Source organism: Terrimonas pollutisoli (genome assembly GCF_029360765.1).
Taxonomy (GTDB): domain Bacteria; phylum Bacteroidota; class Bacteroidia; order Chitinophagales; family Chitinophagaceae; genus Terrimonas_B; species Terrimonas_B pollutisoli.
The window spans coordinates 53,831-70,032 of sequence record NZ_JARKNA010000016.1; the positions used below are offsets into that span (position 1 = coordinate 53,831).

A 16,202-nucleotide genomic window follows, 5' to 3' on the forward strand; every position below is an offset into this window, starting at 1 on the left:
TGATAACATCATTTCATTTAATCATTTTCACGTCAGAGTTAGTCTTAAGTTGAGTTTTAACATTCTCCGGCTGACACATGTAATCGTAAATCGTGTTAAGCTCTATATCCCAACTAGTATGATTATTCCTAATATCAGCTATCGCATTTTCAACCAGCTTATTTCGCAATGCGTTATTGAGGAGTAGTTCCTCGATAGTTTCAGCGATCCTGGTGGCGGTTGCTTCTGTTAATAGGCAATTCACATTCTCTTTTAAAAACCACTTTGTATCATTGTTATAATTAGAAACAACAGCACACCCACAAGCCATTAGTTCAAATGGAAGGTAGGATGGATGTTTAGTGAACATCATTACAAGTCCAACATCACAAATCCTGTACAGATCAGCTGTCTTTTCAAAATCCATTCTACCGATATTATTGACTACGCCTTCAAGACCATAGTCCTTAGGGTCCCATTCTGCACCGGCGCAAAAAATTTCGACTTTTTCGCCAAGTTTTGTTTTCAATATTCGCAATGCAGCCGAACCAAGCTCAAAGCCGTTTCGGGGATGTCCGGGTCTCCCATAAAAAAATACATTGTATTTATTATGTAGAGGCTTATGACGGTTGTTATGATGAAATACAGTTGTATCAATACAAGGTTTAAGATCAATGGCTTTGCCATTATACTGACTTTCATATATTTTTCTAATGCCTTCCGTATTGGCTATTCCATAAAATCCGAATTTATACGTTGTTTCGGTTTGCCCAAATGTTGATCCGGCTGGATAAAACAGAGGTTCAAAATCCTGAATAAAATAAAACTTCCTCTTTGTTTTGTTGAATCGTAATAGATAATAAGCTGTAGTCCACAGGCTGCAGATGCTTGCGTCTGCATAAGGGGCTTTATCTATCTCCGAAATTCCCGCTAGGCTTATCACCTTGCTATCCTTCAGTAGTGGAAAAGCTTCTATTATCATATTATATGTCTCAGCAGAATCAATACCCCCTACTATTATAAATGTATTTTTTACTTTTTTTACCGATTGCAAATAGTTAGCAAATCTGAATATAGTATACAAACCCGCATAATATATAAAATCAAAATGAGGTAAAAACCAGTTTACAGATTTTATATCAATATAATTTCTATTGGACGCTATCAGTTCTGAATTCTTTTTAAAATCTGCGGTTGAAAAATCAAAGGCATTTGCAAGATACAACGCATCAGTGCTGTATTTCTCCCACCCGGTTTGCGGCCTCACCTCCATTAACTTTGGAGATGTGAACCTAAGTAACTTTCTTTTATTTTCTACCGGTATACTACTGGTGGATTGCAGGTTAATATTCCAATGTCTGTCACATTCCTTTATTTGATAGATATCACGCAAAGTTGAAAAGTATTTGCTCCGTGTAAAATTATTGAGGTCTGCCACCATGGATGTTTGGACAACCGAAAACGGATTGTATACATGCCGATATCCGTGTTTCGACAATCTAAGACATAGCTCAACACATGAAAACTCCTTATACTCTGGATTGAAATAACCAACTTCGCTTAAGAGAGTTGCGTTTATAGCAAAACATTCCTGTCTCACTGAAGTGATATTTCTGTACCATTCAGTATAACCAAATATTGTATACTCAACCTTTTCGGTACCCCGGAAAATGTCTACAACTGAATTTCCGTTTAAAACCAGGCCTGTACTTAATATTTTTTCTTTGGAGTCAATTATTTTGGGAGATATTGCGCCATACGGTTTTTGCGCTGCCCAAATTACAAGTTGATTTATAGAATGTTCATCTGTAAAATTTACCTTACTATCTGCAAACAAAAGGATATCTCCAATAAGATCCGGAGTTACCGCATTAATACTTTCATAAATATTTGTCTGATTAGCATTTACTATCCTTGCACCTTTACCCAACTTATCAACATCAATACTCTCTTGAGTAAGTACTACAATTTCCGTTTCATACCCATATGCAGTTTTAAATGCGTTAATCTGCTGAAACAGTTTTTTCAACAAATAGTCATCTGCACTATGGGTGACTATGAATGATATCTTTTTCGTGTCAGGTGCTTCCCAATCAACTTTTATAATTCCTTTTTCTTCAGAAGCAAAATACACCACAGCTTTTTGATTCAGAGCCGTCAGGTGATTTTTCAATGAAGTGAGTTGTGCTTGCAATGCATAGGGCTTGGCTCCAATCCCACTGGCTACTGAAGTGTTAACAATTCTCCAATGGTACAAAATGCTAGGAATATGACATATACGATCTGTAAGCCTCGATACTTTAAGAAATATATCCCAATCCTGCGATCCATCGGTACCGGAGTCTAAGAGTCCGGCTTTTTCGAGCAGGCTTTTCCTGATAACACAGAAGTGTGTCAGGTAGTTTGCTGAAAACATGATTTCCGGTGACCATTGGGGCTTATAAAGAGGGTTAACACTTGTTTCACCGTGCTCAAGCATCATATCCTTATCAGAATAAAAGAAATCGTATAAAGTAATATCATCTTGTAACCTGTATACTACTTCAAACAAAGCGTGAGGAGTAATAATATCATCGTGATCAAGAAGGGCAATAAACTCTCCCTTTGCCAGTTTTATACCAGCATTGGTATTCTCTGCAATACCTTTATTTTCCACCTCTATATATACCACCCGGTCATCCGTTTCCATGTACTTCTTAATACAAGAAGATATCTGTGTGTTCTCTGCACTGCCATTTACGATACATAATTCAAGATGAGAATATGTTTGATCTAAAACGGATTCAATCATTTCCTTCAAAATACTGATGGGAGTGTTGTAAACTGGTACAATGACACTAATTAGAGGTACATAAGCGAATTCGACATTATAGATTGGATTGCTTGAAAAATACTTTCTTTCCATCTGCAAAATCGTTTCACCAGTGGCAATGGAAGCTATAGGCGACGCCTTATCGGCAGAAACAGATGAACCCTGTAAGTTGACACTATTTTTTTTTGATGTATTACCTGGCTTGTGTCTCCTCAACAACCTATCCCTGATCATGTAGTACTTCATCAACAATTTATATCCTTTGAGCCTTTTGATTCGCTCAAATTCAATAATAATCGCCTGGTTCTGGGAGTTGGGTATTTCGGCGCCGAGTTTCAGGCTGTTGAGCTGCAGGTTCAGATCGTGAAGGAGTTTATCTTTCATATTTCTATCGTTATAAGACGAAATCAGTTTCTGCCTGTACTCTTCATTAATATGCGTGAGCTCCTCTATCGTTTTCCGGTCTTCCGTTTCAGCCATACTATTGCTTGTCCCGTCATCATGACTTTTTGATAAATGTTGTAGCTGCTCTCCCTTGTTAGCGATGGTTTTATTGAGATACTCAATAGAGCCGTTTAGCTGATTAAGATATTCCGCAAGCTCATTGTGTTTCTCTTCTGTTTTAAAAACTATATTATCTAAAAGACTTAAATGATTGTGAAGTTGCCGAACATGTTCTTCCCAGGTTTTTAATTGCTTGTCTTTCTCGCCGAGCAAATTATTATTCCCATCTATAATTTTTTCAATCTGGAAAAGTTGTTGCCTGTCAAGTTCATGAAGATTATCTTCAAAATGTTTTAATTGCTCACTTCTTTCGTTCAGAGCTGCTTCTTTTTGCTTTGTTAAACCCTCGAGATGGCCAATATATTCTTCCTTTGCTTTTAATATTCTTTCTATTTCACTGATATGAGCGGACTTGCCCCTAAGCTCTGAATCCAAGTTATAAATGTGACGGTCTTTATCTTTGATAATCTGGTTTTTCTCCGCTAACAGCGAGCTTTCGTTCTCGTTAAAGCGTTGTGACAGTTCGGCACGTGATTTAATAAGCTCGCTACGAAGCGTCTTATTCTCAATATAATTTTTAAAAAATCCTTTCTCGTAGTCATATATGATTTCAGGCAACGTGTGCTGCTGTTTACGAAAACGGATAGCATGATCAATAATAAAAGATCCGTCAAACTCAATGTCACGGAAAAAATTACAGCTGGCAAAGAGTTTTGCCCAGTATTCAGTGGGGTGAACATTAAAATGGGTTGCCTCTTTAAAGTCTGCTGGTGTAGAAGTAAAAACAAAATCTGAAGTATGGCGACATAAGTTTTCAATCATCGTTCTGCCATCCTGCACGGCCAGGTGTTCAATGACCTCAATACAAATGATCAGGTCATATTGCCGATCGAGCGGATCCAACACTGAACCAACGCTACAATATGGCCTGATATCCTCTCTCACCTGGTTGATGGCATACTCCGAAATATCAATACCATATGCCTCAACGCCCCTGTCTCTCAGCGCCGCAACGAGGTAACCATAAGCGCAGCCGGCATCCAGCACAGTTTTAGGATTTATGTCGCTGACAATTCTATCTGCAATCGTACCAAAAAAAGATTGCCAACTTTCTTTGTTATCATATGAAATTCCGCATGAAGTCAGGTAGTAGTACCGATCGTAAAAATTTTTATCATCCATTTTTAATAGGTGGATTTAGGTTTGATTGAATATGGCTTTTAAAATATTTTTCAACTCCTCCCGCTCTGCGGTTGAAGATTTACTTTAACTTATTGATTAAAAAATCCTGTAAGTCTTTTTTCCAATCTTTCATATTGTTACACCCTATCTTATTAAGATTCATATTTTCAAGTACGGAATAAAAGGGTCTTTTTACCGGAGCATTGAATTCTTTTACACTTGTAGGAATCAAAGGCGTTTTTAATCCTAATGTATCCCAGATGACTTTGGCAAATTCGTACCAGGAGCACTGCCCTTCTGAAGTCATGTGATACAAATTATATGAATCTGTTTTTATAAGCTCGGCTGTATTGCTGGCTATCCTGTAAGTGCTTGTAGGAGTAAGTATTTCATCATTTACCACTTTTACTTCCGGCTTTTCCTTTGCCAACTTCAGCATGGTCGTTATAAAATTACCGCCCTTAGCACGGGAAGGAATTTTTCCGTAAATACCTGAGATACGAATCACATAAGATGTATCGCAATAATTCAAAGCAAAATACTCGCCGGAAAGTTTAGTGTTGGCGTATACATTCAATGGATTGGGCTTATCATCTTCTGTATATGGGGTTTTTTTTTCTCCATCAAAAACGTAATCTGTACTATAATGCACCAATCTGATCTTCTCATCACTGCAGATTCTGGCCAGGTTAAGCGCACCCTTCCCATTAATTTGAAAAGCCTTGTCAGGAAACCTCTCCGCATCGGGTACAATGTGATAGGCAGCTGTGTTCAGAACTATATCCGGCTTTATCGAGCAAAGCGCTTTATTTAGGCTGTCTATGTCTGTGACCTCAATGTCTGCATGGCTCAATGCCAATACTTCATGTTCTACCGATAGCACTTCTGTCAGATCAGTTCCTAGTTGTCCGTTAGCTCCAATTATTGCTATCTTCATCATTTCAATTGTTTAAACATCTGAATATTGTAGTAGTTGGGATTATCAAAATCTTTGAACTTATCCATATTAGCGATAAGACCATCCAGTATCGCCGTCACATCATGCTTAGGTTTAAAGCTCAACGTAGTAACTGCTTTATCTGTCGTCACCTTATAATTTCTGAAATCTTTTATATTTTTAATATTAAGTCTTACCGATTTTCCGAGCTTCTTTTCCACGGATTCTTTCACGAGGTCGGCTACTTCTCCTACGGTATAATTACCGCTTGATAGATTAAAGACACCGCTAATACCTTCCGAACTTTCGATGGCTCGGACATAACCACTGATTGCATCCTCGATACTAAGAATAGGGCGCCAAATGGAGGGGTTGTTTACAACTATCTCGCCGGAAGATACAGATGTCTTGAACATTGTGTTTACGATTAAATCGAGTCTCATTCGGGGACTATATCCACTGACGGTACCTTTTCTGAAACAAATCACTGAAAAATCTTTGTCTGCCATTCCTAATACACCTTCTTCGCCCTGTAATTTTGAAATACCATACGGATAATTGGAAATAGCAGGTGCAGTTTCATCATATAGTTCATTGACTGTATATCCATATACGGAACAGGAACTGGCATAAATAAATTTCCTGACTCCAGCCTTTTTAGCGATATATGCTAAGTAGGAAGGAGATGATGCATTATAAATAAAATTCTTAGCTGGGGAGAATTCTGCCATCGGATCATTAGAAAGGCCTGCGAGAAACATCACTTGATCATACGATTTCAATTCTTCTTCCTGAAGTTCAAAAATATCTTTTTGAAATATCTTGACTTCTGCCGGCAGAAAATTACCAAACCAAAGTAAATCAATCACATCAACGGCATAACCGCGTTCCAGCAATTTAGGAATCAGGGCTGAACCCACATACCCTGCGCCACCTGCAATTAATATTTTCATCTTAATTGAGTTTCCTATAGATTAATAAACAAATTTTTTTGACTCAGGTCGGTTTGCCCACTGCTCCAATGTTTGTGCTACTTCATCTTTTTGGGAAAGAATGGGGTTTTTAACGGGCCAGTCTATGCCAATTGTAGGATCGTTCCATAAAATACCCGACTCTGCTTTAGTGCTTGTATAAACACCAGTGCATTTATATTGAATCTCTGCAAACTCACTCATCACTCCAAAGCCTCTGGCAAAACCTGCAGGAGCGTAAACTTGTTTACGATTTTCTACCGAGGCTTCAACTCCTACCCAGTTACCAAAAGTAGGGGAGCCGATACGAATATCAACGGCAACCAAAAAAGCAACACCTTGTGTTACCCTCATCAACTTACCCATCGGAGGTTCCCATTGAAAATGTAATCCTCTAACTACGTTTTTAGCAGAACGTGAATGATTGTCCTGAACAAATTCAATATCTAGGCCCAGTTCTTTATACTTGTCTTTTCGATAGGTTTCTGTAAAAAAGCCTCTCTCATCTTTAAAAATATCCGGGGTAATAATAAATACATCTCTCAAAATTGTCTTTTCGATCTGGAACTCCATTGTTGGGTTTTAAATTTAAAATTTGGCAAAAATTAGGTTTATGATTATTGATGAGATAGGATATGATAAAATACCATGATCAAAAACATTAAAGGGTGAGGGATACATTTAGTTATTTTTTCGAAATAACTTTTGCATAATGGTGCCTGTCAAGCTTCTTTTTTCATATGTTCTTTTATACCACTCAATATCCTGGTTAATTCTATCAATATCGTTGAGCAGTTTATTAATCAATTGCCTGTTCCCTTCAGCATTATGCATGCATTCAGATAACTTTTCTGTGAGCTCCAAAATGGTTTTATCCTTTCCCTCTATGAGAAGGTGCAAATGATTTATTTCCTGTTCCTGCCGATCAATAGTTTTTTGCTTGCTTAAAACTTCATTATCTAATTTTTGTTCTATAGACTCGAGCGATTGTTGCAACTCATCCAGTTTTTCATCTCCGTTAGGCGAAAAAGATTGTGTTATTATTGAATGCTCCATAGATATAGGTTTATCCCAAACTCCATATTGCTCTTCCACCAGCTGCTTCTGCTAATGATCCGGCATATAGTTCGCGGTATGATTTAAAGTTTTCTTTGGCATCAAATTCTGTCTTGCATATTTCACGGGAAAAATGTCCCATTACATTCAGCATGTCCCTGTTATTGTAATACTGTAATATTTTAATAATAGCCTCATTGGGTGTTGAAAAAAGATCCCCATTAATTCCATTCTTTATAATATCTACATTTCCGGTGCAATTACTTAAAAGCACTGCTTTTTTCAGTGCCAACGCTTCGAGTACGGAAAAGGATAGCCCTTCATATTTCGATGTAGACAAGTATACGTCGGAGGATAGAACATGTTCATTTACTTCGTTTGCATTTAACCACCCTGTGATTTTTATATTTTTAGTGGTAAATATATTTTTGTCCTGGCCATCACCTACCCACACGAATTCAATTTGTTCTAAATCCTCGAAATAAGAGGCAATGTTGTTGAATAACGCAGGATTTTTTTGATCTTCAATTCTCCCACTTGTTACAACGGTGAACTTTTTGTTTTTAATCCTCGTATTGGAACTTTTTGGTCTTTTTATATTAATTCCATTGTTTATATAGTCACCAATAATGCCAATTTTTTGATATTGTTCCAATTCAGAGGCTGAACAACATATCATATTGCCTCCCAGGAACCTATGACTTAACTTTTCAAGAAGCTGATAAAAGTACCTGGCTATTCCGTTAGAAGCAGAAAGAAACGACGCACCATTAGGTGTGTAGAAAATATTGGAAATACCGGCTAGCCGACAGGCAATCCTCCCAAGCAAACCACTTTTTGAAGAATGAAGGTGAACTGCATCAATCATGTTTTTTCCCTTCAGCCGTATTAATATTTTGTAAACTTCTGTTAAAGCCATAAGATCCTTGAACGGATCAATTTGCCGACCTACAGAACGCCATTTGATAAAACGTACATTTTTCCTGGGAAAATTCTTTTTTACCTCCGCAGCTGCCATTTCATTCTTTCTTTCACCATGCACCACTATATGCATGTCATCGGGCATGGCCTCCGTAAGTGATCTTACGAAGACAGCCACGCCTGCGGCAAAAGGTTCAACAATGTGGACAATTATCATAGGTTTAGTTATTTTCCTGAATATTGAACATGGACACAAAATCCAGACCATTACATCATTTCATATTAAATAATGCATTAATGATTTGGCAAATCAGATCCTTAAAATAGTGGAAAGCAATCAAGGGACTTGATAGCGAACACTTGACAATCAGGAGGAAGAAAACGTTGCATTTCAATCAGCTATCATTTTCTTCAGTCGCAAAACTAAACTTTTCGGGATAATATACAATAGTAAAATCCGTATAAAACCTATAATTTTCATTATCTTATAAGATCCATAGGTTTTTACAATTTTCCATCTTGACTTTAATTGTTTTATCCTGTTTGAGTAAGAGATTCCACTTAGATTTACTTCGCAGGTTACCAGAAACCTATCAATAATATGAGAAGGTTGATAATTAATTAATTTCCAGAAGAACGCATAATCCTCAGCATGTTCAAAAGAAATTGGGTAATTCCCAACTTTTGATAATGACATGGTGCGAAATATAGTGGTGGGATGAATAAAAACATTTCGAAAGTGCATAGCTTTCAAAATATCTAAATGGTCCAAAGGGGTTTTATAATGATATTTTTCAAAAGTTTTTTTATCTTCAAAAATGCACCAACTTCCAATCAGTCCAACTTCTGGATGTCCGTCCATATATTGAACCTGGATCACAAACCTTTCTTCTGCACATATATCTCCACAATCGAGCCGTGCAATGTATTTTGAATTAGTGTTTTCCTCTATCCATCGCAAACCATTATTAAGTGTTGCTGTTATCCCTAAATTTTTTTCATTTTGTATAACGACAACAGGTTTTGCATTACCTATTTCTTTTTGGATCCTTTCTTCGGTTACTGCCTCCTTACTACCATCGTCTACTACTACAATTAAAAATTTATCAGCAGGATAAACAACGCTTTTTAATGAGCTGATCAATCCGGTAAAATTATTATAACAGGGAATCAGCAAACAAAAATCTATCTCGCTTCGTGATGGGTGCATATCAATATTCAGCTTAAGTCCTGATACCTCTTTTTTGAATATAATGATGCCATAATAGCATAGTTCCAATGGAACGATAAGGCTGCCATGGCCTCGCCATTTCAATGATGGCCTCTCTGCTTATTTCTTTTGATAGTTGTTTTATATCCCTGAAGGCATTGATCATTGCAAGATCGCCAACCGGGAATACATCCGTTCTTTTTAAAGCGAATAATAAATAAACATCAACCGTCCAGTCGCCGATGCCTTTTATTTGCTTCAACTTTTCACGAATCAGGTGATCGGGCAAAATTGAAAGTTCTTCAAGATTTAACTTGCCCGAAACAATCACTTCCGCCAGGTGTCTTGCATAAATGGTTTTTTGGCGGCTGAAATAACAGGCTCTCATTTCTTCATCAGAAAGTGCCAAGAGCTTTTCGGGAGTTACAGAGCCAATCTTTTCCTTCAGTTTATTAAAAGCAGCAAGAGCAGAAGCTAATGAAACCTGCTGCTCCAGGATAATATGAATAAGTGTCGAAAAACTGCTGGGTCTTGACCAAAGCGGTGGGTAACCGTATTTTTTTAAAATACCTCTTAAGTCTTTATCCTTACGGCCAAGTTTATCGCAGAGTAAATGAAAGTTTTTATCACTAAAGCTTGATAAGATATCAGACACAATAATTTATTTAACTGCCTTGAATTTCTCAATGGCTTTTTTGGAAAACTCGCTTAATATTAGTTTACCGCTGATAGCAGCTCTTTCAATTAATAGCTTATCCCAATGTTCAGTGCCTTTCCATAATGTTTTTTTCAACTCCGCCATAGCCTCAGTGCTTGATTGCATAAGCGTATGCGATAATCGCTGGATAGATTCATCCATCCCTTCGACAGTTGGATGCAACTCCGCAAATAAACCTTTTCTTCTTGCCCAGTCAGCATTGCGCCACATCGTGGCATCTATGGCGAGTTGTGAAAAGGCGGATAAACCAATCTTTCTTTCAACTGCGGGGCCCACTACAAAAGGACCAATACCGATTGCCAACTCGCTTAATCTTATTTCCACCGAAGATTCAACCGCTATTGCATAATCAACAGCGGCCGCCAGGCCAACACCACCGCCAACACATTTGCCATGAATCCTGCCAATAATAAATTTTGGACAGGTTCGCAGTGCGTTGATTACATGGGCAAAGCCACTAAAAAAATGAAGTCCCTGTTCTTTATCCTTAATAGATTTTAATTCGTCAAATGAAGCACCGGCACAAAACGCTTTATCACCACCTGACCGGAGAATTATTACTTTGGTAGTCTCATCATTGCCAGCGCCGTGGATTACGTGAGCCAGCTCTTCCAGTATGCGGCTGGGCAGGGAATTGCTTTGGGGATGAAAAAATTCGATTGTGGTAATTCCATTGTGGAACTCAGATTTTACATAGCCTTCTTTTACTTCAGTAAGCATATTAGTTTTCTTTTCTTTTAACCATTGTTAATATCGTGGCAATCCCTACCATCGGTTCTTCTGTGTCATCCAGTATTTCAACCAGCCATTTTACAATTCCTTTCGGAATATCATTTTCATCCCCGCCCGACTGAACGGTATCAGCCGTTCGGGCGGGTTTTAAATCCTGCGGCAGCTTTTCTTTACATGTGAATTTAATATATATTTCTGCGCCGGGATAAACGGGCTTGGTAAACCTTAACTCATCAATGCCATAGTTCAACAACACCGGATTTTTTTCATAGCTGTCAACAAACAAACCCGCAGCGACGCTCATAATAAAATATCCATGCGCTACCTGTTGTTCAAACATTGTGTTTGTAAAATTAGTGGTTTTGATATGTGCATAAAAATGGTCGCCACTAAGATCTGCAAAACGGTCAATGTCTTCAGAGGTTATCAATCTTTTATCCGTGATTAACTGGTCACCGATTTCCAGGTCTTCAAAATACTTCCGGAAGGGATGTTTTCCAGGATCCTTCCCTTCAGCATATTGCTGATAAACATTTGTAATGACAGTAATAGTGGTAGGCGAACCTTGCAGTGCTACTCTTTGCATATAATGTTTCACTCCCCGAATGCCACCCATTTCTTCGCCTCCGCCAGCTCTGCCTGGGCCACCGTGTACCAATAGCGGTAAAGGTGAGCCGTGACCAGTGCTTTCTTTTGCACAACTTGTATTTAATATCAACATTCGCCCATGATGTGTTGCCGCACCTAAAACATATTGCCGGGCCAGTTTATTATTCGCCGTGACAATAGTGGAACATAAAGACCCTTTACCTTTTTTGCTAAGCTCGATCGCCTCATCCATATTTTTATACGGCATAACAGTGCTTACGGGTCCAAAAGCCTCTACCTCGTGAGGCTCATTACTGCTAAAAGGCGTTTTGTTTAATAGTAAAAGAGGCGATACAAAAGCTCCTTTTTTTGCATCTGCATCCAGTACCTCCACACTATCCATCGAGCCATAAATTAGTTGGGATGATGCCAATAATTTTTCCACCTGCATTTTTACTTCCTGTCTTTGATCTTGTCCCGCAAGTGAGCCCATCCTTACCTTTTCATTAAGCGGATTGCCAATTGTCGTTTGCGAAAGGGAAGTGGCAATGGCTTTCCACACATCTTCCATTTTATTATCGGGAACGAATATTCTTCGTATCGCCGTGCATTTCTGTCCTGCTTTTGCGGTCATCTCTTTTCTTACTTCTTTGATAAAAATATCCCACTCGGGTTTGCCGAGGGTTACATCTTCACCAAGGACTATGCAGTTAAGCGAATCTGCCTCCATATTGAAGGGAACAGACTCTTTCAATATCCGTTCATTGGATTTTAACAATAAACCCGTGGATGCAGAGCCGGTAAACGTAACGACATCCTGCGAGCTGACATGATCCAGTAAATCGCCTGCACTACCACAAATGAGTTGCAAAGCACCCTCTGGTAATATTTTTGAAGCGATAATTTCTTTCACTACTGCTTCGGTCAGGTAGGATGTAACAGTCGCCGGCTTTACGATGGCGGGCACTCCTGCCAATAAATTCACCGCAATTTTTTCAAGCATTCCCCACACCGGGAAATTAAAAGCATTGATGTGAATGGCTACGCCTTCCTTGGGTACGAGGATATGCGTACCCATAAAACTATTGTGCTTGCTCAAATTGTGTGATTCGCCGTCGATACAAAAGGATTCATCAGGAAATTTTCTGCGCAGTGATGCATTGGCAAACAAGTTGCCAATTCCTCCTTCAATGTCTACCCAGCTATCTGCTCTTGTAGCACCAGTTTGGTAACTGATGGAATAAAACTTTTCTAAATGTTCCCTTAAATATAAGGCGAGTGCTTTCAACTTGTTTCCTCTTTCATGGAAAGTTAATTTCCGCAAGGCCGGGTTGCCTGTATTCCTGGCATATTCAACAATTGATTTAAAATCCAATCCTTTTGTAGAAGCGGACGCAATTGCTTCGCCCGTGACGGCATTATATAATGTTTGGCCATCACCTTCGCCGGTGATCCATCGGCCGGTAACATAGTTTTGTAATTTATTCATAGCGGCAATCATTCAATATTCGAAAACGAAATTAGCTGAAAACAGACTTTGACTGTTATCTATTTCGTGTAAACAGTACGGGTTATCTTTGCATTTGTCCGTAAAAACAAAATGGCATATGAGACATCTGTTTTTTGTAATATTATTTATAGTTGCAGGTATTTTTATTTCCTGCAATGATTCAGAAAATGAAAAAAGCGGCCCGACAGAAGCTCAACCGAGAACGGAAGCCCAAATTCTATGGAAAGAGGTAATGGATGGACATGATATAGGCATGGCAAAAATGGGTAAATTAACAAGAGCTGAGCAGGCAACCAGGCGGTTGATAGATTCAATAGAAAAACTTCCAGCAAAAGCAAAGCAAGCTGCCGCTCCATTGAAACTAAAACTTGATAGCCTTCAAAAGGATCTTAGCTATGCTGAGTTTGCAATGAATAAATGGATGGAGGAATTCAATATGGATTCCGCGGTCAACGACATGGAAAAAAGGATTGAATATTTAAAATCCGAAAAGCTGAAAGTATCCAAAGTAAAGGAATCAATATTGACTGGCTTACAAAAAGCTGATTCGTTGCTGAAGGATAAATTCTAGGCATCCAATGGCTCTACGCCATACTGCCGGAGATGATGTAGGGCGTGCTTGTGTAATAGTTGTACGTTTTGCTCAAAATTCAGGTCGCCAAAAATGGGGTTCCTTGTAATGAGGTCCGGATTTTTTTCAAAGGCTTCAAAAAAATAAATAAGTTCTTGTTGTAAGGCGCCTATGGCCGCCTGCACTGTTTTGTATCGCAAAGGCCGGGGTTCTTCTCCGAGTAAAGGATTCTTGGTATTTTCTTTAAAAGGTTTATTTCCCATCATGAAGTCCCGCATCCGTTGCAGATTTTCGGGTGGCGTAATGATTGTTTCAATTTTCAATCTTCCGTTGGCATTGCGTACAGCGTCCCCACCAAAGTGTTCGATCATCTGCTGTACACTCATTTTACCCCAGCGTGGTGGTGTTGCAGGATCAAGCCGTTGTAGATAACGAATCAACTTTGTACGCAGAAAATTTTCTTTTTCGAAACTCATATAGTGATCGCTAAGCTGCAATTTTACGAATCCTGTTTGATAAAAAAGAAACCACTCAACACATAAAGAAAGAACCCCGGCGTTTCCGGGGTTCCTGCTATTTAAACGAGTGATTTCATTTTTTTATCTACCTGTGCGGAAAGTCTTGCAAAAATTTCTTCTACAGTTCCGATACCATCTATGTTGACCACTTTCTTTGACTTAGCATAATAAGCAGCAACAGGAAGGGTTTCATTTTTATAAACCTCCTGCCTTTTGCGCTGAATGTTTTCATCGGCATCATCTGTTCTGCCTGAAGTTTTACCACGGTGAACGAGTCGTTTGATCAGTTCCTCTTCATTTACTTCCAGGAAGAGGACCAGCGCTATTTCAGACTTTTTCAAATCCAATAAACGATCCAATGCCTCTGCTTGGGCAACAGTTCGGGGAAATCCATCAAAAAGAAAGCCGCTTGCTCCCATATTTTCATCCAGGGCGGAACTGATCATACCAATCACCACTTCATCCGGAACCAGTTGGCCCTTGTCTATAAATTGTTGAGCCTCAATTCCAAGGGGAGTTTTCAGCTGTCGTTCCTTTCTTAATAAATCACCGGTTGACAGGTGTACAAACCCATATCTATCTACTAATTTTTCAGATTGTGTACCTTTTCCGCTACCAGGAGGGCCAAACAGGATCACATTAAACATAATCACTATCTAATCTTGGTGAGTGACAAATATAACGTAGTGTGGCTAAAAATCCGCAGTCAACTTAGGGAGGTTCAAAATTTCGGGAATTTTCAATAAAATGTTAATCGTTGACTGCGACAGTTACTTCTAAAACCGTTAAAACATGCTTATCGTAAATTTGTTAAACATTAAATATGCGGCTACCTAAATTAATTATGATTGTGCTACTGGCTTCGCTGTTGCAGCAATGCAGCTATTCGCAGTCGAACACCAATTCTTCAAACTCAAAACAACAAAGCATGGATATTTCTAAAAAGCATCCGCTTTATTCCAATACAGATACAAGCAAAGTAAATGTCCCGGATAGTGAATGGGAAAAAGTATTGCCTAAAGAGGTATTCAATATTGCAAGATTGAAAGGAACAGAAAGACCCTGGAGCAGCCCTTATGAAAGCCTGAGTGAAAAAGGAACGTACTACTGTGCTGTTTGCGGAAATGCGCTGTTCAAAAGCGATACTAAATTTGAAAGTGGGTGCGGATGGCCCAGCTTCTATGATCCGATTAGTAAAGGAAGTATTATTTATACACCCGATAACTCTCATGGAATGCAAAGAACCGAGGTTCAATGCGGACGTTGTAAATCTCATTTAGGCCATGTGTTTGACGATGGCCCACCTCCAACCGGTTTGAGATATTGCATCAACGGTGTAGTATTGGATTTTGCCAAAGCAAAGGAAGCAGAGAAAAAGTATAATGAAAAACCCGCACAAGATTAACAGATTTGTATTTATGAGATAAGCTCCCATAAAGGGAGCTTTTTTATTGGCCAATCATCGTATAAATACTATTTGTAAAGCAACTACGAAGGTTTTGGTTTAAGTTATTGTTAGGCAGAGTTGGCATTTTCTTTGAAAATTGTTGAGTAACTAAAAGCCCTAATTGTGAAAAAAACTATTTTATCCGTCACCACACTCATTGTTGCTCTGGCTTTTTCAAATAACAGTAAAGCCCAGGTCAACGTAAGCATTAATATCAATTCTCAACCCGATTGGGGTCCGGGAGGATACGACTATGTTGAATATTACTATTTGCCGGACATTGAAGCGTATTACTATGTACCCCGGCATCAGTTTGTCTATATTTCAGGAGGCAATTGGATTTTTTCGGCCCATCTTCCTCCTGCTTATAGAAACTATGATCTGTACAGGGGATATAAGGTTGTAATTAATCAACCAAGGGCCTATCGATACTATGATAGTCATCGTATAAAATACAGCAAACACGGCGGCTACTATGGTAAGCCCTATAAGCACAAGCATAAAGGCCATGGTCGTGGTCATGGGCACGGTCATCATTAATGTTCG

15 protein-coding genes are annotated in these 16,202 nt (G+C 38.8%); 3 read left to right on the top strand and 12 right to left on the bottom strand.

Going from position 1 to position 16,202, the window contains the following annotated elements; translation table 11 throughout:
* Positions 1-13 precede the first annotated feature (13 nt).
* From P2W73_RS20250 to paaZ, 10 genes are all read right to left on the bottom strand, one after another.
* The gene (locus P2W73_RS20250) at positions 14-4,477 is read right to left on the bottom strand and encodes a rhamnosyltransferase WsaF family glycosyltransferase (RefSeq protein ID WP_276503922.1); all 4,464 of its coding nucleotides are present in this window, start codon (positions 4,475-4,477) and stop codon (positions 14-16) included.
* A gap of 79 nt (positions 4,478-4,556) precedes the next feature.
* Complete coding sequence (gene rfbD / locus P2W73_RS20255) at positions 4,557-5,417, bottom strand: dTDP-4-dehydrorhamnose reductase (protein WP_276503923.1); 861 nt, start codon at positions 5,415-5,417, stop codon at positions 4,557-4,559.
* Positions 5,414-6,367, bottom strand: a complete 954-nt coding sequence (locus P2W73_RS20260; protein WP_276503924.1) for an NAD-dependent epimerase/dehydratase family protein — start codon at positions 6,365-6,367, stop codon at positions 5,414-5,416. The genes rfbD and P2W73_RS20260 overlap by 4 nt, the downstream gene beginning before the upstream one ends.
* A gap of 21 nt (positions 6,368-6,388) precedes the next feature.
* Positions 6,389-6,958, bottom strand: coding sequence for a dTDP-4-dehydrorhamnose 3,5-epimerase (rfbC, locus tag P2W73_RS20265; RefSeq protein ID WP_276503925.1), 570 nt, complete (start codon positions 6,956-6,958; stop codon positions 6,389-6,391).
* 108 nt (positions 6,959-7,066) lie between these two features.
* Entirely contained in the window at positions 7,067-7,441 is a 375-nt protein-coding gene (locus tag P2W73_RS20270) for a hypothetical protein (protein ID WP_276503926.1), read from the bottom strand.
* A gap of 10 nt (positions 7,442-7,451) precedes the next feature.
* Positions 7,452-8,579, bottom strand: coding sequence for a glycosyltransferase (locus tag P2W73_RS20275; RefSeq protein WP_276503927.1), 1,128 nt, complete (start codon positions 8,577-8,579; stop codon positions 7,452-7,454).
* Positions 8,580-8,753: 174 nt separating this feature from the next.
* A complete protein-coding gene (locus P2W73_RS20280; protein ID WP_276503928.1) occupies positions 8,754-9,572 on the bottom strand; it encodes a glycosyltransferase in 819 nt (272 codons plus the stop codon).
* Positions 9,573-9,585: 13 nt separating this feature from the next.
* Entirely contained in the window at positions 9,586-10,227 is a 642-nt protein-coding gene (locus P2W73_RS20285) for a DNA-3-methyladenine glycosylase family protein (RefSeq protein WP_276503929.1), read from the bottom strand.
* A gap of 6 nt (positions 10,228-10,233) precedes the next feature.
* A complete protein-coding gene (locus tag P2W73_RS20290) occupies positions 10,234-11,010 on the bottom strand; it encodes an enoyl-CoA hydratase/isomerase family protein (RefSeq protein ID WP_276503930.1) in 777 nt (258 codons plus the stop codon).
* 1 nt (position 11,011) lies between these two features.
* Complete coding sequence (paaZ, locus tag P2W73_RS20295) at positions 11,012-13,099, bottom strand: phenylacetic acid degradation bifunctional protein PaaZ (protein ID WP_276503931.1); 2,088 nt, start codon at positions 13,097-13,099, stop codon at positions 11,012-11,014.
* Positions 13,100-13,217: 118 nt separating this feature from the next.
* On the opposite strand from paaZ, the gene P2W73_RS20300 reads away from it, so the two are divergent.
* The gene (locus P2W73_RS20300) at positions 13,218-13,691 is read left to right on the top strand and encodes a hypothetical protein (RefSeq protein WP_276503932.1); all 474 of its coding nucleotides are present in this window, start codon (positions 13,218-13,220) and stop codon (positions 13,689-13,691) included.
* Here the strand turns inward: P2W73_RS20300 and P2W73_RS20305 are convergent.
* Together P2W73_RS20305 and P2W73_RS20310 are read right to left on the bottom strand one after the other, a co-directional pair.
* Positions 13,688-14,167 carry a hypothetical protein gene (locus tag P2W73_RS20305; protein WP_276503933.1) on the bottom strand — a complete coding sequence of 160 codons (480 nt, stop codon included), beginning with the start codon at positions 14,165-14,167 and terminating at the stop codon, positions 13,688-13,690. The two genes, P2W73_RS20300 and P2W73_RS20305, sit on opposite strands and share 4 nt — an antisense overlap.
* A 101-nt stretch (positions 14,168-14,268) precedes the next feature.
* Positions 14,269-14,856, bottom strand: coding sequence for an adenylate kinase (locus P2W73_RS20310; RefSeq protein WP_276503934.1), 588 nt, complete (start codon positions 14,854-14,856; stop codon positions 14,269-14,271).
* A gap of 176 nt (positions 14,857-15,032) precedes the next feature.
* On the opposite strand from P2W73_RS20310, the gene msrB reads away from it, so the two are divergent.
* Together msrB and P2W73_RS20320 are read left to right on the top strand one after the other, a co-directional pair.
* The gene (gene msrB, locus P2W73_RS20315; protein WP_276503935.1) at positions 15,033-15,614 is read left to right on the top strand and encodes a peptide-methionine (R)-S-oxide reductase MsrB; all 582 of its coding nucleotides are present in this window, start codon (positions 15,033-15,035) and stop codon (positions 15,612-15,614) included.
* A 165-nt stretch (positions 15,615-15,779) separates the two neighbouring features.
* Positions 15,780-16,196 (top strand): hypothetical protein, encoded by a 417-nt coding sequence (locus P2W73_RS20320; protein WP_276503936.1) that lies wholly within the window; start codon positions 15,780-15,782, stop codon positions 16,194-16,196.
* The last annotated feature ends 6 nt before the right edge of the window (positions 16,197-16,202 follow it).